This window comes from uncultured Bacteroides sp., assembly GCF_937912035.1.
Classification (GTDB): Bacteria; Bacteroidota; Bacteroidia; order Bacteroidales; family Bacteroidaceae; genus Phocaeicola.
Genome location: NZ_CALDPF010000031.1, coordinates 265640 through 290610 on the forward strand (window position 1 = coordinate 265640; position 24971 = coordinate 290610).

At 44.0% G+C, this 24971-nt stretch carries 22 protein-coding genes; 4 read left to right on the forward strand and 18 right to left on the reverse strand.

Annotated features, from left to right (window positions below; all coding sequences use genetic code 11):
* Positions 1-84: 84 nt before the first annotated feature.
* Positions 85-762, forward strand: a complete 678-nt coding sequence (gene trmD / locus Q0486_RS06770; protein WP_299231442.1) for a tRNA (guanosine(37)-N1)-methyltransferase TrmD — start codon at positions 85-87, stop codon at positions 760-762.
* A 115-nt stretch (positions 763-877) separates the two neighbouring features.
* Here trmD and Q0486_RS06775 read toward each other — a convergent pair whose 3' ends face one another.
* The 4 genes from Q0486_RS06775 to holA form a co-directional block, all read right to left on the reverse strand.
* Positions 878-1789, reverse strand: coding sequence for a dihydroorotate dehydrogenase (locus tag Q0486_RS06775; RefSeq protein WP_204393594.1), 912 nt, complete (start codon positions 1787-1789; stop codon positions 878-880).
* A complete protein-coding gene (locus tag Q0486_RS06780; protein ID WP_299231445.1) occupies positions 1777-2553 on the reverse strand; it encodes a dihydroorotate dehydrogenase electron transfer subunit in 777 nt (258 codons plus the stop codon). Before Q0486_RS06780 ends, Q0486_RS06775 begins: the two co-directional genes overlap by 13 nt.
* 241 nt (positions 2554-2794) lie before the next feature.
* Entirely contained in the window at positions 2795-3298 is a 504-nt protein-coding gene (locus Q0486_RS06785; RefSeq protein WP_299231447.1) for a helix-turn-helix transcriptional regulator, read from the reverse strand.
* Positions 3299-4013: 715 nt separating this feature from the next.
* A complete protein-coding gene (holA, locus tag Q0486_RS06790; RefSeq protein WP_299231449.1) occupies positions 4014-5018 on the reverse strand; it encodes a DNA polymerase III subunit delta in 1005 nt (334 codons plus the stop codon).
* 127 nt (positions 5019-5145) lie between these two features.
* On the opposite strand from holA, the gene Q0486_RS06795 reads away from it, so the two are divergent.
* Positions 5146-5595 carry a type I restriction enzyme HsdR N-terminal domain-containing protein gene (locus Q0486_RS06795; RefSeq protein ID WP_299231450.1) on the forward strand — a complete coding sequence of 150 codons (450 nt, stop codon included), beginning with the start codon at positions 5146-5148 and terminating at the stop codon, positions 5593-5595.
* Between the two features lie 82 nt (positions 5596-5677).
* On the opposite strand, the gene Q0486_RS06800 is transcribed toward Q0486_RS06795, so the two are convergent.
* From Q0486_RS06800 to Q0486_RS06830, 7 genes are all read right to left on the reverse strand, one after another.
* The gene (locus Q0486_RS06800; protein ID WP_299231452.1) at positions 5678-6505 is read right to left on the reverse strand and encodes a C4-type zinc ribbon domain-containing protein; all 828 of its coding nucleotides are present in this window, start codon (positions 6503-6505) and stop codon (positions 5678-5680) included.
* Between the two features lie 5 nt (positions 6506-6510).
* On the reverse strand, positions 6511-7347 hold the full coding sequence (locus Q0486_RS06805; protein WP_299231453.1) for a Nif3-like dinuclear metal center hexameric protein: 837 nt from the start codon (positions 7345-7347) through the stop codon (positions 6511-6513).
* Positions 7348-7496: 149 nt separating this feature from the next.
* A complete protein-coding gene (gene proS / locus Q0486_RS06810; protein WP_204507355.1) occupies positions 7497-8987 on the reverse strand; it encodes a proline--tRNA ligase in 1491 nt (496 codons plus the stop codon).
* A 99-nt stretch (positions 8988-9086) separates the two neighbouring features.
* Positions 9087-10268, reverse strand: a complete 1182-nt coding sequence (locus Q0486_RS06815) for a DUF6057 family protein (RefSeq protein WP_299231458.1) — start codon at positions 10266-10268, stop codon at positions 9087-9089.
* 2 nt (positions 10269-10270) lie between these two features.
* Positions 10271-12295 (reverse strand): alpha amylase C-terminal domain-containing protein, encoded by a 2025-nt coding sequence (locus tag Q0486_RS06820; RefSeq protein WP_299231460.1) that lies wholly within the window; start codon positions 12293-12295, stop codon positions 10271-10273.
* Between the two features lie 109 nt (positions 12296-12404).
* A complete protein-coding gene (locus tag Q0486_RS06825) occupies positions 12405-13535 on the reverse strand; it encodes a phosphatidylinositol-4-phosphate 5-kinase (RefSeq protein ID WP_299231462.1) in 1131 nt (376 codons plus the stop codon).
* Between the two features lie 25 nt (positions 13536-13560).
* The gene (locus tag Q0486_RS06830; RefSeq protein ID WP_363317982.1) at positions 13561-14841 is read right to left on the reverse strand and encodes a pitrilysin family protein; all 1281 of its coding nucleotides are present in this window, start codon (positions 14839-14841) and stop codon (positions 13561-13563) included.
* 109 nt (positions 14842-14950) lie between these two features.
* On the opposite strand from Q0486_RS06830, the gene Q0486_RS06835 reads away from it, so the two are divergent.
* Complete coding sequence (locus Q0486_RS06835) at positions 14951-15331, forward strand: 2-amino-4-hydroxy-6-hydroxymethyldihydropteridine diphosphokinase (RefSeq protein WP_299231465.1); 381 nt, start codon at positions 14951-14953, stop codon at positions 15329-15331.
* Here the strand turns inward: Q0486_RS06835 and rfbA are convergent.
* Together rfbA and rfbC are read right to left on the reverse strand one after the other, a co-directional pair.
* Positions 15314-16204, reverse strand: a complete 891-nt coding sequence (gene rfbA / locus Q0486_RS06840) for a glucose-1-phosphate thymidylyltransferase RfbA (RefSeq protein WP_299231467.1) — start codon at positions 16202-16204, stop codon at positions 15314-15316. The genes Q0486_RS06835 and rfbA overlap by 18 nt on opposite strands.
* Before the next feature lie 41 nt (positions 16205-16245).
* The gene (rfbC, locus tag Q0486_RS06845) at positions 16246-16815 is read right to left on the reverse strand and encodes a dTDP-4-dehydrorhamnose 3,5-epimerase (protein ID WP_299231469.1); all 570 of its coding nucleotides are present in this window, start codon (positions 16813-16815) and stop codon (positions 16246-16248) included.
* A gap of 140 nt (positions 16816-16955) precedes the next feature.
* On the opposite strand from rfbC, the gene Q0486_RS06850 reads away from it, so the two are divergent.
* On the forward strand, positions 16956-18155 hold the full coding sequence (locus tag Q0486_RS06850) for an acyloxyacyl hydrolase (RefSeq protein ID WP_299231471.1): 1200 nt from the start codon (positions 16956-16958) through the stop codon (positions 18153-18155).
* Between the two features lie 59 nt (positions 18156-18214).
* Here the strand turns inward: Q0486_RS06850 and Q0486_RS06855 are convergent, their stop codons facing one another.
* The 5 genes from Q0486_RS06855 to Q0486_RS06875 all read right to left on the reverse strand — a co-directional run bounded on the left by Q0486_RS06855 (position 18215) and on the right by Q0486_RS06875 (position 24712).
* Positions 18215-18667, reverse strand: coding sequence for an N-acetylmuramoyl-L-alanine amidase (locus Q0486_RS06855; RefSeq protein ID WP_299231473.1), 453 nt, complete (start codon positions 18665-18667; stop codon positions 18215-18217).
* 183 nt (positions 18668-18850) lie between these two features.
* The gene (locus Q0486_RS06860) at positions 18851-19279 is read right to left on the reverse strand and encodes an HU family DNA-binding protein (protein WP_299231475.1); all 429 of its coding nucleotides are present in this window, start codon (positions 19277-19279) and stop codon (positions 18851-18853) included.
* A gap of 209 nt (positions 19280-19488) precedes the next feature.
* The gene (locus tag Q0486_RS06865) at positions 19489-21033 is read right to left on the reverse strand and encodes an ATP-binding protein (RefSeq protein ID WP_299231477.1); all 1545 of its coding nucleotides are present in this window, start codon (positions 21031-21033) and stop codon (positions 19489-19491) included.
* A gap of 154 nt (positions 21034-21187) precedes the next feature.
* The gene (locus tag Q0486_RS06870) at positions 21188-24544 is read right to left on the reverse strand and encodes a hypothetical protein (protein ID WP_299231479.1); all 3357 of its coding nucleotides are present in this window, start codon (positions 24542-24544) and stop codon (positions 21188-21190) included.
* 15 nt (positions 24545-24559) lie between these two features.
* Positions 24560-24712, reverse strand: coding sequence for a hypothetical protein (locus Q0486_RS06875; protein ID WP_299231481.1), 153 nt, complete (start codon positions 24710-24712; stop codon positions 24560-24562).
* Positions 24713-24971: the final 259 nt, after the last annotated feature.

A 24971-nucleotide genomic window follows, 5' to 3' on the forward strand; every position in this document is an offset into this window, starting at 1 on the left:
CTCATCCTGCCGCCATAAGTACGGAGGATAATGTGTATTTTTGCAACTACTAACAACTAAAAACAAAAAACTCCCAAACTATATATGAGAATAGACATTATAACAGTATTGCCTGAGATGATTGAGGGCTTTTTCAACTGCTCGATAATGAGCCGTGCGCAGAAAAAAGGTATTGCAGAGATTCACATCCACAATCTTCGCGACTATACTCTCGACAAATACCGTCGTGTTGACGATTATCCTTTCGGCGGTTGTGCCGGTATGGTGATGAAGATAGAGCCTATCGACCGTTGCATCACAGCCCTGAAAGAACAGCGTCATTACGATGAAATAATCTTTACAAGTCCCGACGGCGAGAAGTTCGACCAGCCTATGGCCAACACTCTTTCCCTGAAGGAAAATCTCATGATTCTTTGCGGACATTTCAAGGGAATCGACTACCGTATCCGTGAGCATTTCATCACCAAGGAAATAAGCATAGGCGATTATGTCCTCACCGGTGGCGAGCTTGCAGCAGCTGTCATCACCGACGCTATCGTACGTATCATTCCGGGAGTGATTTCCGACGAGCAGTCAGCCTTGTCCGATTCTTTCCAGGACAATCTTCTGGCTCCTCCCGTATATACCCGCCCTGCCGAATACAAAGGCTGGAAAGTTCCTGATATCCTTCTTTCAGGTCATGAAGCGAAGATACGTGAATGGGAATTCCAGCAGTCGCTCGAACGTACTAAACGTCTTCGTCCGGACTTGCTTGGGGAGTAAGTCTTTTATAAGTATTATGGTAGTAATATAATATATAATAAGGTATAAAAAACAGAAATCCCGTGGAGCCTGAGTTCCACGGGATTTCGTATTTAATATGAGAAGGCAAGTAACCTTATACTTCCAGTGCCCCGATAATATCGCGTACCGATGAATATCCGTGACGTTCCAGATAGTCGTTGATACCTTCAGCCACTTTCACTGTAATGGCAGGATCGATAAAGTTTGCGGTACCAATCTGAATGGCAGTTGCACCTGCAAGCATGAATTCTACAGCGTCCCTCCAGTTCATGATACCTCCCAGTCCGATTACAGGAATCTTTACAGCCTTAGCCACCTGCCAAACCATTCTCAGTGCGATAGGTTTCACTGCGGCACCGCTCATACCTCCTGTTATAGTCGAAAGTACCGGTTTGCGCTTTTCTGCATTGATAGCCATACCCAGCAGAGTATTGATAAGCGACACGCTGTCCGCACCCGCACCTTCAGCCGCACGTGCTATTTCAGTTATGTCAGTCACGTTAGGCGAGAGCTTCACGATAAGAGTCTTCTTGTAAACATCTCTTACTGCTTTTACCACCTCTTCGGCCCCCTTTGCAGTCACTCCGAAAGCCATACCTCCCTGTTTCACGTTAGGGCAAGAGATGTTCAGCTCGATAGCCGGAATGTTCTCCAGTTCGTTGATGATACGTGCAGTTTCCGCATAGTCTTCAATCTGCGAACCCGACACGTTCACTATCATGTTAGTCTTGATATCCTTGATCTTCGGATAGATGTTTTCCACGAAATAATGTACACCCTTGTTCTGCAGTCCCACAGCGTTCAGCATACCCATCGGAGTTTCTGCCATACGCGGATAAGGGTTACCTTCGCGGTGATGCAGTGTAGTACCTTTCACTATGATACCGCCAATCTTTTCCAGGTCCACGAAATCTTCGAATTCCAGACCGTAGCCGAAAGTTCCCGATGCAGTCATCACCGGGTTAGCCATGTTCAGCTTTCCTATGTTTACGCTTAAATCTGCCATAATAATTTCTTATAATTAAATACCGGACCCTCTTTACATACACACACGTGACCTTCCTGAGTGTTTTCCACGCAACACAGACATGCACCTACACCGCACGCCATTGTATTTTCCAATGACACCTCACATTCAATGTCGTTCTCCTTCGCATATTTTGCCACAGCCATCATCATAGGTTTCGGACCGCATGTATAAATCATGTCGAACTTCACATTCTTCAATACACTGTGCATTGTCACATAACCCTTTTCGCCGGCCGAACCGTCTTCGGTAGTGGTATAAACCTCACCCAAAGCCTTGAACTCGTCAAGTTGCAGAAGGTCGTTTGCCGAACGTGCTCCCAACAGGAATACAGGCTTGCAACCCATCTTCTTCAGAGCCTCGCCCATGTACAGCATAGGAGCGGTACCAACACCTCCGCCCACAAGCAGAAGCTTCTTATCTGTACTTTCAGGCATTGTGAATCCGTTGCCCAGCGGAAGAACCACGTTTACAGTATCGCCCTTTTCCACAGTGGCAAGCTTTCTTGTTCCGTCGCCTACCAGTTGTACAAGGAACCACACTTCGTTATTCGCGCGGTCAACATAGTTTATTGAAATCGGACGTCGCAGGAAAGTCGTGTTCGAACCGTCGATACGTATTTCCGCAAATTGTCCGGGAAGCATTTCAGGAAGCGGTTTGTCCTGTGTCAGCTTTATGAGAACATAGTTGTTGTGCAGACGTATGTTCTCTGTTACAGTCAAATCTAAAATGTATTTTTTCATAAAAAACCGGATAAAATCGTTTTGTAATGCAAAGATAGTGCAAACCGAGTGAAGTACAAAGTGAAAACTCCGTTTTCAACTTTTAATTCCGAGGTGCCGCCTATCTTATCTAAAGATAGTGCAAACCGAGTGAAGTACAAAGTGAAAACACTGTTTTCAACTTTTAATTCCGAGGTGCCTATATATAAGGTGTAGTCCCTCTGCAAATCGGCATTTTTTTCTTTAAAGTTCGGCCCCGCGTTTACTTGCTTTCCGGTTTGAACACCTCAAAAGTACCGTTATCGTAGAAAATTCTTATTTCAGTGATTTTCGGAGCAGGTTTTTCTATATATCTAACCACCTCTTTTTCAGATTCTTTAGGTGCATAAACAGGCGTTTCCGACGGCTTCTCCTTGCGAAAATCGAAATAAAACTGTCCGCTGCCCGTGTTTTCCGGATTCTCGGCGTTTTCAAACAGAGGCATACTGCCTGTTCTTTCCTGGCTGTCGTCAGCTGACCTGTTGTCGTTATTGTCCGTTGCGCTTTTACCGGCTTCGTTTTCGTACATGCTTCCTTCGCCGTACATTATCCAGTTCAGGCTTATGTCGGGGAAAGACTTGTGCAGTCGCTTTACCATGTCCAGACTCGGATTGTTCCTTCCGCTGAAAATATGCGATAGCGACGATGTGGAAATTCCTATCTTTTCAGCAAAATCAGCGTTGCTCAGACCCGTCGAACGCATGATTTGGATTATTCTGTCCTTCATTTACAAATGGAATTATCAGTTTAAACAACGTTACAAAGGTAAACATAAGATTTTACAAAAGCAAATTTACATTCATAAATGTAACAGATACAAATGTAAATACAAATGTAAACAATTTACATATTGTATCATTTACAGTTGTAATTCATTTAAACAATACATTTGTATAATTCATATAATATATTGATTATAAGTGTATTATTCATGCCTATATTCATACAGACCTGTATTTGTCCCCCTTTTCCCTCTTTATCCGCATATTTATTCTAGTAAATTCTAGATATATTCCTTTAAATACCTAGAATATAAGTATATAGCCTTCTATATACCACACGGAATAATATACATTTACAAGTATAAACACTGAACCTGAATTTTCATTACAACCGTATCTTCTCCCCTATTACATTTGTATATCCAGTTATAAATGTAAAATTTTGCCATCTGCTTTGTACTTATGTAATTAGATTACAATTGTAATTTACAAATATAAACCTATTGTCTACTTACATATGTAAACTAAATTCCTGTTTTTTCCCAAAATCGCTGAGAATTGAAAATTTTCGTCCAAATGTACAGTTGCCTGTAAATTTTAAAATCTCGTGCCATTTGCCTTTTGTATGTTTACTGGCACAAAAAAAGCCCCATCCTCTTACGGATAGAGCTGTTTATATGTGTTTTTCCTGTTGTTTATCCCGTCTGTATGCCGGAAACATCAGTGTAGAATGAAATAGATGAGTTCTCTGAGTATTTCTCCTTGCGTAAGTGTTACGTTATCTATTCCTTTCGATCGTGCGTCAGAGAGCCTTATTTGCGATATTATGTTCATTACCTTCACTCCCGAATATGCTTTCATTCCCAGCATATACTCTTTAGCCTGCCATGGAGATTTCAGTCCCAGGTATGCCGCCACTCCGTTTTCCGTTCTTTCCGGAGCGTAGAAAGCCACCATCAGGTTCGAAAAGTAGTTGAACAGTAAAGTCAGTGTCGGCTGTATAGGATTGTTTTTCGGGTTGTCGTTGAAATATTTCACAATCTTGTTTGCCTTCAGCAGATCCTTTGCTATTATGGCGTTCTTCAGTTCGAAGTTGTTGTAATCCTTGCTTATTCCGATGTTCTTTTCTATCTCCACCGGAGTGATCCTGTTCTTTCCCTTAGGCATTGTAATTATCAGCTTCTCCAGTTCGCCTGCCATTCTGTTCAGGTCGTTGCCCACGAATTCGGCCAGCAGTTCAGCCGCGTTGTCCTCAATCTCCATTTTTCTTCTTTTCAGATATGCCGAAATGAATCCTGGAAGCATGTTTTCCTTCAGTTTTTTCGATTCGAACACCACGCCCTTCTTTTCTATCTCTGCCACAATTTTCTTCCTTCTGTCCAGATTACCGTGCTTGTAGCATATCACCAGTATCGTACTTTCCAGCGGTTTCTGCATGTAGAATCCCAGTTCATCCCATCCCCTGAGGTTTTGCGCCTCCTTCACCAGCACTACCTGGCGTTCCGACATCATCGGATACCGTTTCGCGTTGTTCACTATAGTTGCCGGTTCCGTATCCAGTCCGTACATCACCGTCAGGTTGAACTCCCTTTCATTTTCGTCCAGGGCCTTTTCCACTATATAGTCCGCTATTCTGTCTATGTAGTAGTCCTCTTCACCCATTAGCAGATATACCGGTGCGAATTTCCCGTTTTTTATGTCCTTGGCTATCTCTTCGTATGTCATTGTGCCTGTTGTTTCTTTAATTTGTTTGTTATAGGTTTTCCCGTTTCCGTCTGTTTTACTAATTTTGTTCCTGATAAATTTCCGTTACAAAATCCAGACGGAACAACTTTAAATGCAAATATACGAAATGTTATCATTAAACCTGCCATCAGCGTCTCTTAAAATTGCCGATGTAAGCGGCAAGAAACAAGTGTTCGATATTCTGAGGAAGAAATATGTGGCCCTCACTCCCGAAGAATGGGTACGCCAGCATTTTGTCCATTACCTCATCCGTCATCTCGGTTATCCTTCCGGACTTCTGGCCAATGAGGTAGGCATAACCCTCAACGGATGTTCCCGACGTTGCGACACCGTTCTTTACGACACCTCTCTTTCTCCCCGTATGATAGTCGAGTACAAGGCATCCGATGTTCCCATTACACGCAAAGTTTTCAGTCAGATCCTCCGCTACAACATCGTCCTCCGTGTCGATTATCTCATAGTCAGCAACGGACTCAACCATTATTGTTGCAAGGTCGATTATACCACCGGCACCACCACCTTTCTTACCTCCGTTCCCCATTACTCCGAATTATAGTGAAAAAGAAGGCGGGGCTGTTGAAAATCTTTTACAGAAAAAAATTCCAGCAGTCCCGCCTTCATGATAATTGACTTGTTTTTTATTCTGCCGAGCTTGAAAGTCTCGATCTTCTTGTTTTTGTTTCTTTTGGAGCTTCAGTTTCTGCAGGAGCCACACCGGCCAGTTCCTGGTCAACCATAATTCTACCGCAGTATTCGCACACTATGATTTTCTTTCTCATTCTGATGTCCAACTGTCTCTGTGCCGGAATCTTGTTGAAGCAACCGCCGCACGCGCCTCTCTGCACGTAAGTGATTCCCAATCCGTTTCTTGAGTTTGATCTGATACGTTTGAAAGCCTGCAGCAGTCTTGGTTCAATTGTGCTTTCAATGCTTTTCGCGTTTTCTCTCAGTCTTTCCTCTTCCTGTTTTGTTTCAGCTACAATCTCATCCAGTTCGTTCTTCTTGTCTTCCAGATCCTTTGTTCTTTCTTCCAGCAGATTTTCGCTTTTAACTATTTCTTCTTCCTTCGCCTTGATTGAAGCGTTAGCCTCTTTTATTCTCTTTTCGTTCAGTTCCACTTCCAGCGACTGGAATTCTATTTCCTTAGTCAGCACGTCATATTCGCGGTTGTTTCTCACGTTGTCCTGCTGTGCCTTGTATTTTTCTATAGAAGCCTTGGCCGATTCTATGTCAATCTTTCTTGTTGCCACATTCTGCTTCAGTTCTTCTATTTCGTTTTTGATTTTCTCGATACGTGTGTGCAAACCTGTTATTTCGTCTTCCAGGTCTCTCACTTCAAGTGGCAACTCTCCTCTGAGAGTCTTGATTTTATCCATTTCCGAAAGGATAGTCTGCAGTTTGTACAGAGCTGAAAGTTTCTGTTCTACGCTAATTTCCGGAACGTCTTTTTTTACTTCTTTAACCATAGTTTTTATAAATATTTTATAGGGTTCGTATTAATTCTTGTAATTTCAATTCTCAGGTTAGGGAACTTTCTGTTCAATACCTCCTTTATGATATCTTTCGTATACTGTTCGCTTTCGTAGTGACCTATTTCCGCTGCCAGAATGCTGTCCTCATAGTAGAAATAGTCGTGGTATTTTATCTCACCCGTCACGAAAGCGTCAGCATGTTCCTTCACCGCCTTTTCCATTAGGAATGCTCCGGCGCCTCCACAAAGTGCCACTTTCGAGATCAGTCTTCCTGTCAGTCTCGTGTGTTTCACGCATCCTGCCTCGAAAGTTTTCTTCACATGTCTCAGAAAATCTGTTTCGGTCATCGGCTCTTCCAGTTCTCCAATGGCCCCCGCTCCTGCGGTCAGCCATTCGGCCATATTGTTCTTGTCGCCACCTTCATCCGTTGGTGTCTCCTGCTGCATATACTCCTTCGGATCTAGCACCCTCACGTTTTTCAGACCTATCTTTTCAGCTATCTTATAGTTCACTCCGTTCGGTGCGTTGTCCAGGTTCGTATGCATGGCATACACAGTAATCTCGTTTCTTATGGCATTCATTATACACCTTTCCGTATAATCCTTGCCCGTAATCGATTTATATCCTCTGAACATCAGCGGATGATGCGAGATAATCAGGTTAATACCCTGGTTTATAGCTTCTTCCACCACGTCTTCAGTAACGTCCAGACACAACAAAGCCCCTGTAGCTTCCACGTCTGTCAATCCCACTTGCAGTCCGGCATTGTCGAATCCGTCTTGCAGGGGCAGAGGCGCGAATATCTCAAGGGCGTCAATAATTTCCTTAATTTTCATATTTGCGAATAAAATCACTGCAAAAATACAAACAAACTGCGTTGAATAAATTATGGCGATGAAAAAATTAAGATTTTTTTGCACGTGCTTATGAAAAAAGCGTATGGTTCATATAACCACACGCTTTTTCTATGCTGTTTTATATAAAATCAATAAGCTCTTGCGAACAATACTCTTCTTGCCGAAGGCTTTCCTGTCACCATATCCACACCCGGAGTCAGGCTTTCCTCGTCAGCTTCGAAAGGCAGACATCTGATAGTAGCCTTAGTTTCATCCTTGATGCGTTCCTCTGTTTCTGTAGTACCGTCCCAGTGAGCCAGGATGAATCCGCCCTTCTCAATCTGTTCCTTGAACTCATCGTAAGTATCCACCTTCACGATATGCTCGTTTCTGTACTTCAGAGCCTTCTGGTAGATGTTGTTCTGGATGTCCTCAAGCAGGTTCTTTACATATTCTTCTATGCCGTCGCATGAGCGTGTTTCTTTCTCCAGAGTATCACGGCGCATAACCTCCATAGTGTTGTTTTCCAGGTCGCGTCCGCCCATTACCAGTCTCACAGGCACACCCTTCAACTCGTAGTCAGCGAATTTGAATCCCGGACGCTTGTTGTCAGCGTTGTCATATTTCACAGAGATACCCATGCTTCTCAGCTTGTTCACAATGCCGTCAACTTTCTCGTTTATCTGGTTCAGCTGTTCCTCGTTCTTGTAGATAGGAACGATAACCACCTGTATAGGAGCCAGATGTGGAGGCAATACCAGACCGTTGTCATCAGAGTGAGTCATGATAAGCGCACCCATCAGACGTGTAGATACACCCCATGAAGTAGCCCAAACGTAATCCAGTTTGTTGTTCTTGTCCACGAACTGCACGTTGAACGCCTTCGCGAAGTTCTGTCCCAGGAAGTGAGAAGTACCGCACTGCAGTGCCTTACCGTCCTGCATCAAACCTTCTATAGTGTAAGTGTCAAGAGCACCCGCAAAACGTTCGTTGGCCGATTTCACACCCTTTATAACAGGCACAGCCATGAATTTCTCAGCAAAGTCGCCATACACGTGCAGCATCTTCTGAGCTTCAGCTTCAGCTTCTTCTCTTGTAGCGTGAGCAGTGTGACCTTCCTGCCACAGGAACTCTGCTGTACGCAGGAACAGGCGAGTACGCATTTCCCATCTCATTACGTTTGCCCACTGGTTGCACAGTATAGGCAGGTCTCTGTACGAGTTGATCCAGTTTTTGTAAGTACTCCATATGATAGTTTCCGAAGTAGGTCTGATGATAAGTTCCTCTTCCAGTTTTGCGTTAGGGTCTACTATCACTCCCGATCCGTCTTCGGCATTCTTCAGTCTGTAGTGTGTCACCACTGCGCATTCCTTTGCGAATCCTTCCACATGTTCAGCCTCGCGGCTCAGGTATGATTTAGGGATAAGCAGCGGGAAGTAAGCGTTCACGTGTCCGGTAGCCTTGAACATGTCGTCCAGCTGTCTCTGCATTTTTTCCCAGATAGCATATCCGTAAGGTTTTATCACCATACATCCTCTCACAGGCGACTGTTCTGCCAGGTCAGCCTTAACCACCAGGTCGTTATACCATTGTGAATAGTTCTCACTTCTTTTGGTAAGTTCTTTAAGTTCTTTAGCCATAGCTGTTTTTATTATTTAGATAGCTTTATGTTATTTGTTTTTATGAGAGTGCAAAATTAATAAAAAAAGCGTACAGTGTCATTCTGTACGCCAAAAAAGTTATTGCTGATAGTCATAATACCACCAGAAAGTATCTCCGAAGTCCCGCCTCATGATGTTTCTCTCCTCGTCCTCCGACTTGTATCTTTCCTTTTTCCTTTCCAGATACCTCAATCTGGCGTTGTGGCATGCGCTGTCTCTGTCAGCTATTTCATAATCCCATTTAGGGTTCATCCCCTTGTACATTATTGCCGCCTCCTTGAAATACCTTTGCAGCGAGTCGCTTCCCGTTCCGTATTCCGTCAGCGCCTTTGCGAATCCTTCCAGATCCTTGTCCAGCATCAGTCCCGTCAGGTAGTACGTTCTGGCATATCTGCAACTGTCCTCCTGTGCGGCCATTCTCTTCAGATACTCCATTCTCTTTTCTCCGTATTGCGGTTTCCCGCCCAGCATGCAGTAAATAGAGTCGTTTGTAAATCTCAGTGTCTTGGTCGAGTCTGAGTCGAAAAACATCCCCTCCACCTTATAGTATTGCGGATATCTGAACACCGCTTCTCCGGCTTTGCCTTCCCTGGTCATGGCCATCATCCTCAGTGCGGTCATCGTTCTGGTGGTTCTGAGCGATTTTTCCGCCACTCTCATGGCCTCTGCGTTGTTTCCTTTGGCTATATGGCTTTCCATTCTCAGCTCGTTATGGAAATATCTGTCAGAGTTTCCCAGACACACCGTGGCTACACTCATCAGTGTCATCAGTGCCACATTCCATATCACAGTCGATATTGCATCCGGCTTTTCCGTACCGGCGGTCCTGAATTTTTTCGTTGCCGTCACCAGTGTCACGAATATGGCCGTAATCGCCGGCATCAGCCACCACCATGCGTGATAGAACTCCCCCATGTACACATCTCTTCCGAATCCGGTCAGTGTCACCAGCCCCATGAACGAAGGCAGATACGCCAGTGCGTGTGTCTTGCCTCTCAGTCTCATCAGCAGGTTCAGTCCCCACTTCAGTATCATCAGTATCACCAGTGTGATAATAGTTGCCGGAATAATCTTGAACACCGTGTTGCCTTTCGACATCGACAGGTGTATAGCCTCCAGCAAGTCCTTCTGGAACACCGCCAGATACACGGCAGCGAATATAATAAACATCAGGCTGCACACCACCGATGCGAGGCGTGCAGTCTTTCTGTTATTGCTATTATATCTGTTATAGTAATATCTGTTATTGTTCCATCCCATAACTATTTGCTCACTCTTTTCAGGACAACAGCAGTTCTTGCCGGCAGATAAAGTTTAAGCCATTCCTTTCTTTCCTTGGCATACAGAGGATCGTAGCATGTAAAGTGTCTCACAGTGTCATCGTTGAATCCGAAACCTCCGAAGTCCTTGCTGTCAGTGTTCAGAACCACCTCATACTCACCCTTCGGCACCAGGAATCCATAGTCGGTGAACGATCTTGTCGGGTTGAAGTTGAACACGAACACCAGATCCTTTCTTCTGTACGCCAGAACCTGGTCACCGTCATTGTGCCATACTTCCACCACATCCGTCTTCTGGATGTTCTTCACGCTTCTTATCAGTGCCACCATCTTTTCGTCGAAGTCTCCCAGATAGTGATAGCACAGTTCCTTGTCATCCACCAGGTGCCACTGTCTTCTGGCATATTTGTGCGACCATCCGTTACCTTCCCTCGGGAAGTCAATCCATTCCGGATGACCGAATTCGTTACCCATAAAGTTCAGGTATCCGCCGTTAATAGTCGAAGCGGTGAGCAGTCTTATCATCTTGTGCAGTGCCATACCTCTCTGTACCACACCGTTCTCGTCGCCTTTCTTGAAGTGCCAGTACATATCGGCGTCACACAGTCTGAAAATGATTGTCTTGTCTCCCACCAGAGCCTGGTCGTGGCTTTCGCAGTAAGAAATTGTCTTTTCGTCCTTTCTTCTGTTTGTCACCTCCCATAGCAGGCTCGACGGTTTCCAGTCTTCATCTCTTCTCTCTTTGATAATCTTAATCCAGTAGTCAGGAATGTTCATTGCCATTCTGTAGTCGAAACCGTATCCTCCGTCCTGGAACGGTGCGGCCAGTCCCGGCATACCCGACACCTCTTCGGCTATTGTTATCGCTCTTGGATTTACAGTATGTATCAGCTTGTTTGCCAGTGTCAGATAGCAGATTGCGTTGTCGTCCTGATGTCCGTTATAATAGTCTGCATAGTTGCAGAAGGCCTCTCCCAGTCCGTGGCTGTAGTACAGCATCGATGTCACCCCGTCGAATCTGAATCCGTCGAACTTGTATTCTTCCAGCCAGTATCTGCAGTTCGACAGCAGGAAGTGCAGCACCTGGTTCTTGCCGTAGTCGAAACACAGCGAATCCCATGCCGGATGTTCTCTTCTGTCACCCTGGTAGAAATACTGGTTAGGGTCACCTGCAAAGTTGCCCAGTCCTTCCACTTCGTTTTTCACCGCATGCGAGTGCACAATATCCATTATCACCGCAATACCCATCTGGTGTGCTGTGTCGATAAGCTGTTTCAGTTCGTCCGGTGTACCGAATCTTGACGACGGAGCGAAGAAGCTCGACACGTGATATCCGAAGCTTCCGTAGTACGGATGTTCCTGAATTGCCATAATCTGTATGCAGTTATATCCGTCCTTGGCTATTCTGGGCAGAATGTTTTCTCTGAATTCGTTGTAAGTGCCCACCTTTTCCGCATCCTGTGCCATACCGATGTGACATTCGTATATCATCAGCGGTCCCACATTAGGCATGAACACCTTTTTCTTGAATTTATATGGTTTTGCCGGATCCCACACCTGGGCGCTGAAAATCTTTGTATTTTCGTCCTGTACCACTCTTGTAGCCCAAGCCGGTATACGTTCTCCGCATCCGTTGCTCCAGTACACTTTCAGTTTGAACAGGTCTCCGTGTTTCATCGCCTTTGCCGGCAGTTCTATTTCCCAGTTCTCTGTTTTTTTGATTTTATTCAGTTTGAACGCCGGAGTCTCCTTCCATCCGTTGAAGTCTCCTATCAGATAAATGGCTGTGGCATTCGGAGCCCATTCCCTGAGCACCCATTTGAAGTCCTTTCCTTCTTTTACTTTATGTAGTCCGAAGTACAGATGTCCCGAAGCGAAATCTTCCAGCGAGCATCTTTTGGTAAGTTCCTTTTCTTTTCTTTCCACCATTTCATGCCTTCCGTTTATCGCGTTGGCGAACGGTTCCAGCCATGGGTCATTCTTGATTATGTTCAAAACTTTCTCCATATTTTTTAGGTTTTTAAGTTTACAAAATCCACTTGTTACAAAAATACATTATATTTTTAAGAAAAGGAAGAAAAAAGTATAAAAAAAGCTTTTTTTATTTCATTTCCCGTTATTCCGGATTTTTTTTGTCATCCAATAGTCTTCCGTTTTTGAAAGAGCCCTGTCTGATTATTTTCCCCGTCTGGTCCTTTTCCACGAACTCACCGTCCTTCTGTCCGTTCTTGAATTCCCCTTCGAACACAGTTCCGTCTTTTTCCCTTATCACTCCTTTGCCGTGTTCTTTTCCTCTTTCGAAGCTTCCTTCATACACCGATCCGTCCGTCATCGTCAGTCGTCCCTGACCTTCGGCCATATTGTTCTTCCACTCGCCTTCGTACACATCCCCGTTGGCCCATACATATTTACCCTGTCCGTTTCTCATGTTGTCTTTCCATGCTCCCACGTACACGGCACCGTTGGCCCATTTGAATGTTCCGTGTCCTTCCTGCTTTCCGTTTCTGAAGTGTCCCTCATACACGTCCCCGTTCGGGTATGTATACACCCCTTTTCCGGTTCTTTCGCTGTTTGAATACTCTCCTGTATATTTCTCTCCGTTATGGAAGTAGTACACACCTTTTCCGTCCTGCACATCCTCTTTCCATTCGCCTGTATACTTGTCTCCGTTAGTATATACGAAAGTACCTTTGCCGTGTCTCAGTCCGTTTTTCCATTGTCCTTCGTACGTCGATCCGTCCTCCCATGTCATCTTTCCCGTGCCGTCCTTCAGGTCGTTTTTCCATTCACCATCGTATGTAGCTCCTCCTGCCCAGACATATTTTCCCTGTCCGTTCCTCTTGTTTCTGCTCCATTCGCCGTTGTAAGTGTCACCGTTGAAGTAGTCCATCATTCCCTTTCCTTCCTGCATGTCCTGCTCCCACTGTCCTATATACATATTGTTGTTGGTGAAGTAATACGTTCCCTCACCCTGCTTCATGTCCTCACTCCACTGTCCTATATATCTTTCGCCGATGTTCAGCATCATCGTTCCCTGGCCGTCTCTTTTTCCTTTTATGTACTCACCCTCGTACATGTCCCCGTTCGGATACACGGTCCTTCCCATTCCGTTCGGTCTTCTTCTTTTCAGCTGTCCGGAGTATTCGGCTCCGTTCTTGAATTTATAGTATCCCACTGATAGTTGCGCTTCAGCAACTCCCCAAATCATCATGGCGCATACAGCCAGTCCGTATTTCATTCCATTCATTATTCTCTACCCGGTTATAAATTGGTTAAACATTACCTGCCACTACCTTCACCATACTGTTCCAGTCCAGATACCTGTCGGCAAGTTCCATTATTCTTTTTCCCGAAATGTTTCTGATTGATTCTATTGATTTGTCGAAGAAATCCATGTCCAGCCCTGCGGTCATCACATATATCCATGCCTCCGACACCGACAGCGCGTTCTCGTACGCCCTGCAGATGTCTCCCATCATATAGTTTTTCACCATATTCAGTTCCTCTTCGTCGGGCATTTCCGTTTTCAGCCTGTCTATCTCCACCTTCATTTCCTTCATCACCTCTTCCACATATTCGTTGGCCGTTTCCGTACTGATAATCATCATGCTGCTTCCCGGATAAGCCACTATCCCCGAAGCCACACCGTACGTGTATCCCTTGTCCTCTCTGATGTTCTTCATCAGTCTGCTGCCGAAGTATCCTCCCAGCATAGTGTTCATCACCTTCAGGTCCTGAAAGTCCTCATGCTTTCTGTCCGGCATGAAGGCTCCCACCTTCACCGAGCTCTGCATGGCGTCCTTCTTCTCCACCTTCACAGTCACTCCGGTGTTCCCTTTCGGCTCAGGGATAGTCTTTTCGGCGTTTCTTCCGCAAGTGCCCCATTTCTCTTTTCCAAGGCACTCCTCTATTCTCTCCAGCACCCTGTCCGTCACCATTCCTGCCACGAACAGCGTACAGTTGTCGCTCGAGTAATTCTCTTCATAGAATCCCCTCAGCATCTCCGTCGAGAGGTTGTCATAGTCCTGTTCCTCGGCAAATCTTCCCAGCGGATGATCCGCTCCGTACATCTCTCTGCCCAGTCTTTTTCTGGCCATAACGTCCACCCTCTGCGCGTTCACCATATACATCTGCTTGTTTGTGTCCGCCACTATTCTGAGTTCCCTGTCCGGGAATACCGGACATTTCACCATGTCTGCCAGCACCTCAATGGTTTTGTCGAAGAATTTTCCCAGCGAGTACAGTGTTATGAATCCGCAGTTCACTGACGACGACAAGTCCAGCCATGCCCCGTAGAAGTCCAGTTTTTCGGCAATCTGTGCCGATGTCATATTCCTCGTACCTTCCCTGAGCATCCTGTTGGTCATCATGGCCTGCAGCGGAAATTTCTGGTTCAGCTGTCCGCTTCCTATCACCAGGTCCAGTCTGATCACATCTTCCTTTCCTGTCTTTATCACGTTCATAATCATGCCGTTAGGCATAATCATTTTTTCTGGTCTCTCTATGTTAAGTTCGGCGATACCGCTGATAGCCGGAATAATCTTTCTGTCCACTTTCAAAAACTATAAATAATCATTTATATGCAAATTTACGAAGAAATTCATAAATTTGTATGCAAAATAATGCAAAAGAATACAATTCCTTTTCAAACCCACCGACAAAATGAAAACATGCGTCATCTGTATCGGGTCCAATCATAACCCGTCCGTCAATATCACAAAGGCTGTAGAAACGCTCTCCGGCATGTTTCCCGGTATACTTTGGGGCGAAACGGTAGTCACCCCGGCCGAAGGTTTGTCCTTTCCCGTGCCCGACTATCATAACCGTGCAGCCGTTTTCAGTACAGACATTGACATTGCCGGTCTCAGGCAGCGTTTCAAGGAAATAGAAAAAGCCTGCGGACGCGGTTCAGATTCCAAGTCCACAGGCATTGTTCCCCTCGACATTGATTTGCTCAAGTACGACGGTCAAATTCTCAAACCCCAAGATATGCAGACTGACTATGTCCGTCAGTCACTGTTTTCTTTATTTCCTTTCCTTTAATTCTTCAATCACCTTCAGCAGATACTGTCCGTACTGGTTCTTCAGCATAGGTTCCGCGTTCTTTCTCATCTGTTCTTCAGTAATCCAGCCCTTGCGGTATGCGATACCCTCCAGACATGCTATTTTCAGTCCCGTACGCTTCTCCAGTACCTCAATGAATGTCGAAGCCTCGCTCAGCGAGTCATGCGTACCCGTATCCAGCCATGCGAAACCTCTTCCCAGAGTCTGCACTTTCAGTTCCCCGTCCTCCAGGAAACGCTGGTTTACGGTAGTAATTTCCAGTTCGCCTCTGGCCGACGGTTTGATATTCTTGGCCACATCCACCACCTTGTTCGGGTAGAAGTACAGACCCACCACCGCATAGTTCGATTTCGGTTTCGCCGGTTTTTCCTCAATGCTCAGGCAGTTGCCCTCCTTGTCGAATTCAGCCACGCCATATCGCTCAGGATCGTTCACCCAATAGCCGAATACGGTAGCCTTCTTTTCTTCCTCTGCAGTGCGTACAGCCTCTTTCAGCATACCGCTGAATCCGGCTCCGTGGAATATATTGTCACCCAGAACCATACATACTGAGTCATCACCTATAAATTTCTCGCCTATGATGAAAGCCTGTGCCAGTCCGTCCGGACTAGGCTGTTCCGCATATTGGAATTTCACTCCGAATTCCGCCCCGTCGCCCAGCAGACGTTTGAATCCCGGCAAGTCATGCGGAGTGGATATTATCAGAATATCCCTTATTCCTGCCAGCATCAGCACGGAAACAGGATAATAAATCATCGGTTTGTCAAAGATAGGGAGCATCTGTTTGCTCACTCCCTTGGTGATAGGATACAGTCTCGTTCCGCTACCACCGGCCAGTACGATTCCTTTCATATTATTATGAGTTTGTGAGTTTTTAATTTTTAATTTTTAACTCAATAAAGTTCTTCATTATAGTCAAACAGCCATTCCGCGTCCTTCAGTCTCGGATGATGTTTGTCCTTTTCGCTTAGTATAACCTTGTCTGCCGGTATTCCCCAGTCTATTCCCAGATCCGGATCATCCCAAGCAATAGCCCCTTCTGCCTGCGGAGCATAGAAGTTGTCACATTTATACTGGAAAATCACTTCCGGAGTAAGCACGGCGAACCCGTGTGCGAATCCTCTCGGCACAAAGAACTGCCTGTGGTTATCCTCTGTCAGTTCCACAGCCACATACTTGCCGAATGTAGGCGATCCCTTTCTGATGTCCACAGCCACATCCAGCACTGCACCCTTTATCACCCTCACCAGCTTGCTCTGGCAGTAAGGCGGTTTCTGGAAATGCAGTCCCCTGAGCACCCCATATTGCGATTTGCTTTCATTGTCCTGCACGAATTTCACTTCCCTTACCTCTTTGCTGAAGTCTCTTTCAGAGAACGATTCGAAGAAATATCCCCTCTCGTCGTTGAATATACGGGGTTCTATAATCACTGCTTCTTCTATATCAGTCTTTATAACGTTCATATTAATCTATGAAGATTTCTTTTCTACAGACACAAAAGTAACCCAAAAAAACTTAATCCCCAAGGAATATCAATAAAAAGCGGCAGTAATTCCCCTCTTTGAACATTTATCAGTATATTTACCCGCAAAAATAAATACCGATGAAAAACATATCCATTATAACAATATTTCTCCTTTTGTCTTTTGCATCCTCTTTTTCGCAGACACAAGGCATATCACGCAATCTGTCATACGGTTTCGGTTTCGAGCGCGGCAGTCTCATTCCCGGCGACAAGTTCGGCAAAGAGCTTATCCGTGAGAACGGCTTCGGCAGTATGGTTTTCAGTCTCACCTACCGTGCCGACAGTACCAGTGCCACTCCCTACGACCTTACGTTCGGCTGTCCGGGTCTCGAGGCCGGTTTTGTCATATCCGACTATACACGTTCCTCCCTGTCACGTCCCGGACGCGAACATCTCTCCCGTATAGGCCATATCTTCGGTCTGTACGGCAAGTTCAACCGCGACCTTCTCAACACCGGCGAGTTCCGTCTGGGCTATTCCATAGCAAACGGCATAGGCTATTGCACCCATCCGTATTCCTATCCCGACAATATCGACAACGAGTTCATCGGTTCACCTCTGTCCATATACTTTGCTTCCGGACTATATGCCGCCTACAGGTTTCATCCCCGTTTTGAGCTGATAGCCGAAGGCGGTCTCCGTCATTTCTCCAATTCTGCTCTCGGACGTCCCAATAAGGGCGCCAACACCGTAGGCGTATCAATAGGAGTGAAATACTACCCTTCGGCCAAAGAAATCCCCGTCTATAGACTCTACAACCGTACCGAACCAGTCAGTGATATATATTTCGACCTCAGTGCAGGCTGCAATCTCCACACCATGATCGAGACATGGTATCTCCACCAGTCATCACCCGCCACCGTACCTGCCAGCTTCCCTGTGCGTCCATCCTTTGCCACCTCCCTGTCAGCCATGTACCGCTATCATCTCAAGTTCAGTTCCGGTATAAGCTTCGACTATATGTATGCCGGCTATTATGCCGAAGCATCCCGTATCGACCATGACAAAGGCGTTACCGGCTACAGCTACAGCCCCCATGTCCTCGGCCTCTCCCTCCGCCACGAAGTCCGCTACCACCGCATAGGTTTCAATGTCGGTTTCGGCTGGTATCTCCACCGTCACCTCGGCGAATTGGGCAAGATAATGGCCAAACCCTATTACGAGACAATAGGTCTGCGTTATTACATCCCGTCCACTCCCCTGTATCTCAGCTATAATGTCCATGCCCACCTTCTCCGTGCCGATGCCATGCAGTTCAATCTCGGTATAATACTGTAATACACAAAAAAATCCCCCATGCCGTCACTCAGCATGGAGGATAAATTCATATTGTCGGCCTAGTAGCCGTTTTCCAGCCATTCCTTTACGTCGAAACACGGACACTCCTTGATCCATTCCTCCGGTTCTATAGTCCCGTCCCCGTCCAGGTCAGGGCTGAAATCCCTGTGTCCGCCGATATGTTTTATGTCGAACTCCCTTTTCAGACATTCCACGAGCCATCTCATCGCCTTCTTCTGCTCCGCTGTCCTTGTGTCCGCCGGTGTTCCCGTCGCATCCAGTCCCCCTTCGTAGCAGATACCTATACTCCCCTCGTTATGTCCTTTGCAGTGCGCCCCCACCTTCTCTATCGGCCTCATGTCGCAAATCTCGCCCGTTCTTCTGATGTAGAAGTGATAACCACATCCGTTGAACCCCCTCTTTCTGTGCATTCTTGTCAGTTCAGCAGGTTCCAGTCTTCTGTTCTTCTGCGTGGCCGAACAATGAATGATTATGGTGTCAACATGCCGCATTGTCACCTCCGTTTTTCCTGTTAGCAAAACCACCGGTGAGAAAGCATATTACGCATTTCAGAATTCGTACGATAATGTTTTTCATTTTAATCATAATATTAATACTTTTAAAAACCTCCCACACCCGGTTTCCGTTCCGGCGTATGGGAGGTTACAGTTCAAAATTCTGATCAGCCAGTCACATTAAGGGATCGGTTCACCTTCCTCTTCCTTTTTGTACTTCTGTTCCACCTTCTCATATTTCAGTGTGGTGAGTGTGTTCGACAGAGTCTTGCCTCCCCTGAACAGGATTCTCGCCTTCTTTATCAGTCCGTCGTGGTAATCCTCTTTTGCTTCACTTCCTTCACCGCTCAGGCTCACCTGCAATGATCCCAGTTCACCAAGTCGTACTATTTCGCCGTTTGCAAGCGAGTCTGCCACCACGTCCTCCAGTGCAATAAGCACCGCCATAACGTCCGCTCTGGTCACCGTACACATCTGCTGTATTCTTTGCGAAAGCTCTCTGATTCCCGCTTCTCCTCGGGCCTGAGCCTGTGCGTAATACTTACCCTCCACATCAGGGTTCTTAGGGTCTTTGCGTTCCACTACCGAATAAGTCAAATACTTGTCCATAAAATTTACCTTTCCTTTTTAAATCATTAATACTAAGTTTATTTGATATTCGGTCCGGTATCACGACCTTCGGCACGTCTGTCGGGCCCTGTGTCAGCACACCTCGTATCGTCCTACCTTTCCGATTACGATACAAAGGTATATCCCTTTCCCCACTCACAGTTCCTCTTAGTCCTTTCCGGTACGGACAAGTATATATTTATTTCAATTTATTCCTTCACAATCCACCTCTCCACATTTCTCTTCTCATAGCTGAAGTTCACACCCACCTTCACCAGCTTCCTTCCGTCACATTCGAAAGGCAGCGCATATTCCTTACTTTCAATCTGCTGCATAGCTTCTTCCGCCGTACCGTCCAGTTTGAACTCCATCACGTATATGTAGTCCTTTGTCTTCACTACCATGTCTATTCTTCCCTCCGAGGTATGATACTCCGCCTGCGTATAGAATCCCAGCAGCTTGAACAGAATGAACATCACGTTCTGGTAGTGCAGTTCCAGGTCACGAGCCAGTTCGTACGGAGTGTCCGCAAAGAAAGTTGTCAGGCGTTTCATGAAAGACTCCGTATCACCGTTACGAACATCTCTGACGAAATTCACAATCTCGAACGTAGCCTCCGAATTGTCCATTTCCGTATAGCTCGGCAACAGGAATCTTATGAAACCGTTCTCCACCTCCATGTTCGGGAACCCCAGTATATAAGTCTTGAATTCCTTGTCATAATCCTTGATTGTCAGATAGCCGCTCTGATACAAAATCGGCACCGGGTTCTTCCTGAAAGTCTCCAGCCCGTTCAGCGAATCAGCCGTGGCATACTCCCTCATCAGTTTCTTCAGGCTATATCCGCACTCCTTCATCAGCTCCACTAGGAAAGTAGGCGTACCCGTCTCGAACCAATAATCACCGAACTCGTTACTTGCAAACGTATTCAGTATGCTGAACGGATTATATATATCCACACATCTGTCGTTGAAGTGATACCCGTCGTACAGTTCCTTCAGTTTCGCTTTCGTCTCCTCCACAGACATATCATTTGCTGCCCCCAGCTCCTTTACTCCATCTTTGAATACAGAGTGCAGCTCCTCCTCTGTGATACCGCAAATCCTTTCGTAAGCCTTAAGCATCGATATATCCCTCAAGTTATTCAGGTCGCTGAACACGCTCACCTTTCCGAACTTCGTCACCCCCGTCAGCAGGGCGAAACGTATATACCTGTCCATCGACTTCAGCGCTCCGTAGAAAGCCTTCAGCGTGTCTCTGTATTCATTCTGCAGTTCATTATTGTCTATGGCCTGCAGCATCGGCTTGTCATATTCGTCCACCAGGATAACAGTGTTCCTTCCCGTCTTTTCCGCCGCCCTGCGTATCACCCCCTCAAATCTTGTCGCCAGCGAATACTCATCCGGATTCTTGCCATAAAGAGCTTCACACTGTTTCAGAAACAAGTCAAGTTTGTTCTCCAGATCCTTTGGAGTGGCATATCTTTCCGTGTTCAGATCCAGATGCAATATCGGATATTCCGTCCATTCCTTTTCCAGTTCCGCAATCTTCAGCCCCTCAAACATCTCCCTCTTTCCGCTGAAATAAGTCTCCAGCGTAGAAATAAGCAGACTCTTACCGAACCTGCGCGGACGGCTCAGGAAGTAATACACACCATTCTTTACCAGATCATATATCATGTCCGTCTTGTCAATATACAGATACCCGCTTTCGCGTATCTTTTCAAAATTCTGTATTCCTATAGGGTATTTCATTCTTTTTAGAAGTTATAGAAGTAATGAAGTTGGGCTTCGAATACAAAATTACGTAAAAGTTTCCGAAATACCAATCTTATAAACACTGAAATTCCCCCACACCTGGCTTCACTCTGCCGGATATGGAGGAATCCCCTATATTCTAAAATTATTCTTATTCTGCATATTGGCATTGTGGGTATTCATAATAATAACTAATGCTATTATAGAATTTCTGTGAAGAACTATGTTCACCCCATAATGTAAATCCGTTATTATTACGACTCTTATGTATTCGAGATCTAAATATTACTAATGTAATATAGTTTCCATGAGCCTCCACACTACTTTGATCTGAATACATTTTTGATAAATCGAGAGTGGTGATTTTATTGTCTTTACAAGACAACCACGTTAAACTATAATTATTCGGAATCTCAATGGATGTTAATAGATTGTTATCACAATATAAACTACTAAGTTTATTCAATGTAGAAACATTCAAAGTTGTCAATTGATTCCAACCACAATAAAGTTCCTGCAATGACTTACACTGATTTATATCTAAAGAAGTCAATTGGTTACCTGTGCAATATAATTTATATAGCAAAGGCAATTCACCTAACTTCAATGATGTCAATCGATTATTATCACAATAAAGCTGTTCCAATTTATTACATGATGAAACATCTAACTCTGTTAATTCACAAGAAGTACAATATAATGTATTCAGTTCAGTACAACCTGTCAAGTAAATCTTGCTTAATACCATTCTTTCGTCTGACTTATTGATTTCTATTTTCTTCAGTCTCGAACAGCCAGAAACATCAAGTTCTTTTAAATTAATATTAATCGCAGATTTATTAATATATTCCAATGCAGTACATCCAGATAGATTTAATGTTTCCATATGTTCATAGATACCAAAAGATCCGGCCAAACTTATACATCCCGACAGATTGGTATTTTTCCCATAATTAAATGGAATTCCTAACCCCCAATCAGATGTATTTGTATAATTTTTGCAACCGGCAAGGTTTACATAATCTATGGAGCTTGTTCCGTTTACAGAACTTGATTTTGAATAATCTTCAATGCATTTTAAGCGCATTAGTCCGGACACATCCAGACTTTTCAAATGCACACCGTTTATCTCCAAAGTGGTAAGACTATCCAATCTTTGCAAATTGATATTCTCTACCTTTTCAGAAAATTCAGGGAAAGTCAGTTTTGTCACTCTCATATTACCATCTAAAATAGATGTTGTTACATTGGCCCATTCACTGATTGGCTTATCCGTACACCAGTTCGTTCTGGCATCAGCATTCCAATTATCTCCGTCAGCTTGATAATAATAATCAATCAAGGCTTCTCTATCCATTTCTGCTCCGGTCGTAAACTCACATACGTTACCATAGTAATATTTTGCTCCATATTTAAAGCCTAAGGTAAATTGATAATCCGTTTCTGGATCCAGATCATATATATTTAATGTAAGATTGCCTTCCTGATCCAATGGCTTCGGATAGGCGTACTCACCAAAGGTTGCGAATTCTACATCAGGGTCAGATGGGATAAATTCAGAATTGTCCTTTTTACGATAAAAGACTCCATATTGTATACCTTGCTTTTTCAAATTGTTATATCCATTAAATTTACCAGTGACTTTTACTCCACCAAATACCCCATCCATATGTTTTACAGGATTCGTCGTAATGCTGAAATAACGTTGTTTCTTATGCTTATCAGAAGATACTAACTCACACATATGCCTATCATCAAATGGCCACCACTTAATATTAAATTCACGTTTTTCAACATTCGCAACAGCATCCACATGAGTTGCTCCATTAAACAGATAACCAAAATACTCTTTGGACATCTGTACATTATTTTTGTCACCAGTCATACATTTATAACCACAGAAACTTGGAGTAATATGTTTTTCCAGTCCATAACTCCAACAATAATTTCCGTAAATAAAATAAGTAGAGTCCCATTGATAATTATCAAAATATTCAGGTTTAACAAAATATGAATCTTTAAATCTACCGTATTCCTCTTGACCTGGCAAAATCAGATAAGCAATATTTGGTAAGACACTCTCTCCAAATTTCTTAATAATATCAAGCTGTAAATTATCTTTACACATAATTCCAAATCCTCCCTGAGCATTACCTGAACCATGTGTACCGGAAATAAGAATTGCACTATAGTTTTTCAACCTGTTTAACACAAAAATATCATCAGAAACTTTTTCCATTTTAGCATCAACAGGAGATTCATCTATTATTCTACTATTATTTTCAAATTCTTTTGTATATTTATCCTTTAAGAAATTAAACTGGTCCTCAATAAACTGATCATAGTCCATTCCATACAAATATAAAACCGGACCTGCTACCGCTATAGTTTCTCCGTCTATCGAAGCAACATTATATGTTGTAGATTCATTCGGCATGTCATTTGTCGCTACTTTTGTTTCAACCTCATCAGCCGAACTTGCAATATAGACAAAAGATACCATAGACTGTAACCCATTTTGATAAGTTATAGTTATATAATCTTTTCTATCATCGTATTCTATATCAGAAACGTAAGATTGTTGTTCAAGCCATGAAATAAGTCCCTCCTTCACAATCTCCACATCATTTTGGGAATCTTCCATCAATTTCGAAATATACATCCGAATTGTTTGCAAATATTCTTCTAACATCCCTTCTTCATTCAGAACAGGTACTTCCGGCATATTTAAAATCACCCCTCTTTTAATTTTGCAATCCGAGATTGTCTTTTTAAAATATACACTATCTTCCGTATTATATGATACTGAGATTTGTGAATATTCACCTACCGGCAATGGTATATAGAACGTTTTATCTGACACTTCCTTTGCATCAACATTCACTGCTACTGTATCCAAGCCTTCTTCACTAATTGTAAGAATAGCATTTTCCTCCTTTATATCTGTTACTATAGCCTGACCGGAAATTCCTTTTGCATTCTCACCTTCTGACCGGATTACGAGTTTTGATTCCCCAACCGGAATACCTTTTAAAGTCAGTTTCATTAATCCACAAAGATGCTTGAACAGGAAATTTCCATTTTCCTGTTTCACTCCTATCATAGGTGCATTACTGCATTCTGTATACTCATATTCCGATGGAAGAGTAAAAGATAGTTTGTCATCAATCAAGGATGCTTCCATTCTATAAGGATAATAAGCATCAACCGGTTGCTCATCATCTTTAAGTGTTCCTTTAAAAGAAGCTGTCGAACCGTCATCTGACATTCCGTTATACATAAAACATGTATTAACAGAACCTTTATTCCCCCAAACACCTATTTGATCATTCTCTACCCACATCACACGATTCTCACTGTCAACAGCTGTACGGGTATCACTTCCATTCTCAATCTCTACTTTCAGTGTATAATTACCTTTTATACTTCCATTGCCTGAGAATTCCTCTTCTGTACACCCGGTAATCGCAATGAAAGCTGCTATTGCATAGTAACCAATCTTCCTCATAACCAATCCAATACATTAGTCCCAAAAGCCTTGTTCTTCATCGTAACTTTCAAGGCCACTGGTTGATATTAAGTAACTATTTTCCGTATCCATTTCTATACATTCTACAACTGGTGCTTCATACGGCACTTTTATTTCACTTTTTTTTTCATCATTAAACGTTTTCATAACTATATCATTTTATTAAACATGTTTACAAATATTCTATTTAATTCTAAAGCCTAAGAATTCACACGTCCAGTTTGAAATCCTTGATTGTCAGATACCTGCTCTGATACAAAATTACGTAAAAGTTTCCGAAATATCAATCTTATAAACACTGAAATTCCCCCACACCCGGCTTCACTTTGCCGGATATGGAGGAATCCCCTATAAAACATAGTCAACTGGAATCCAGTAACTATTCCCTTTTTATATGCAGCTCAAT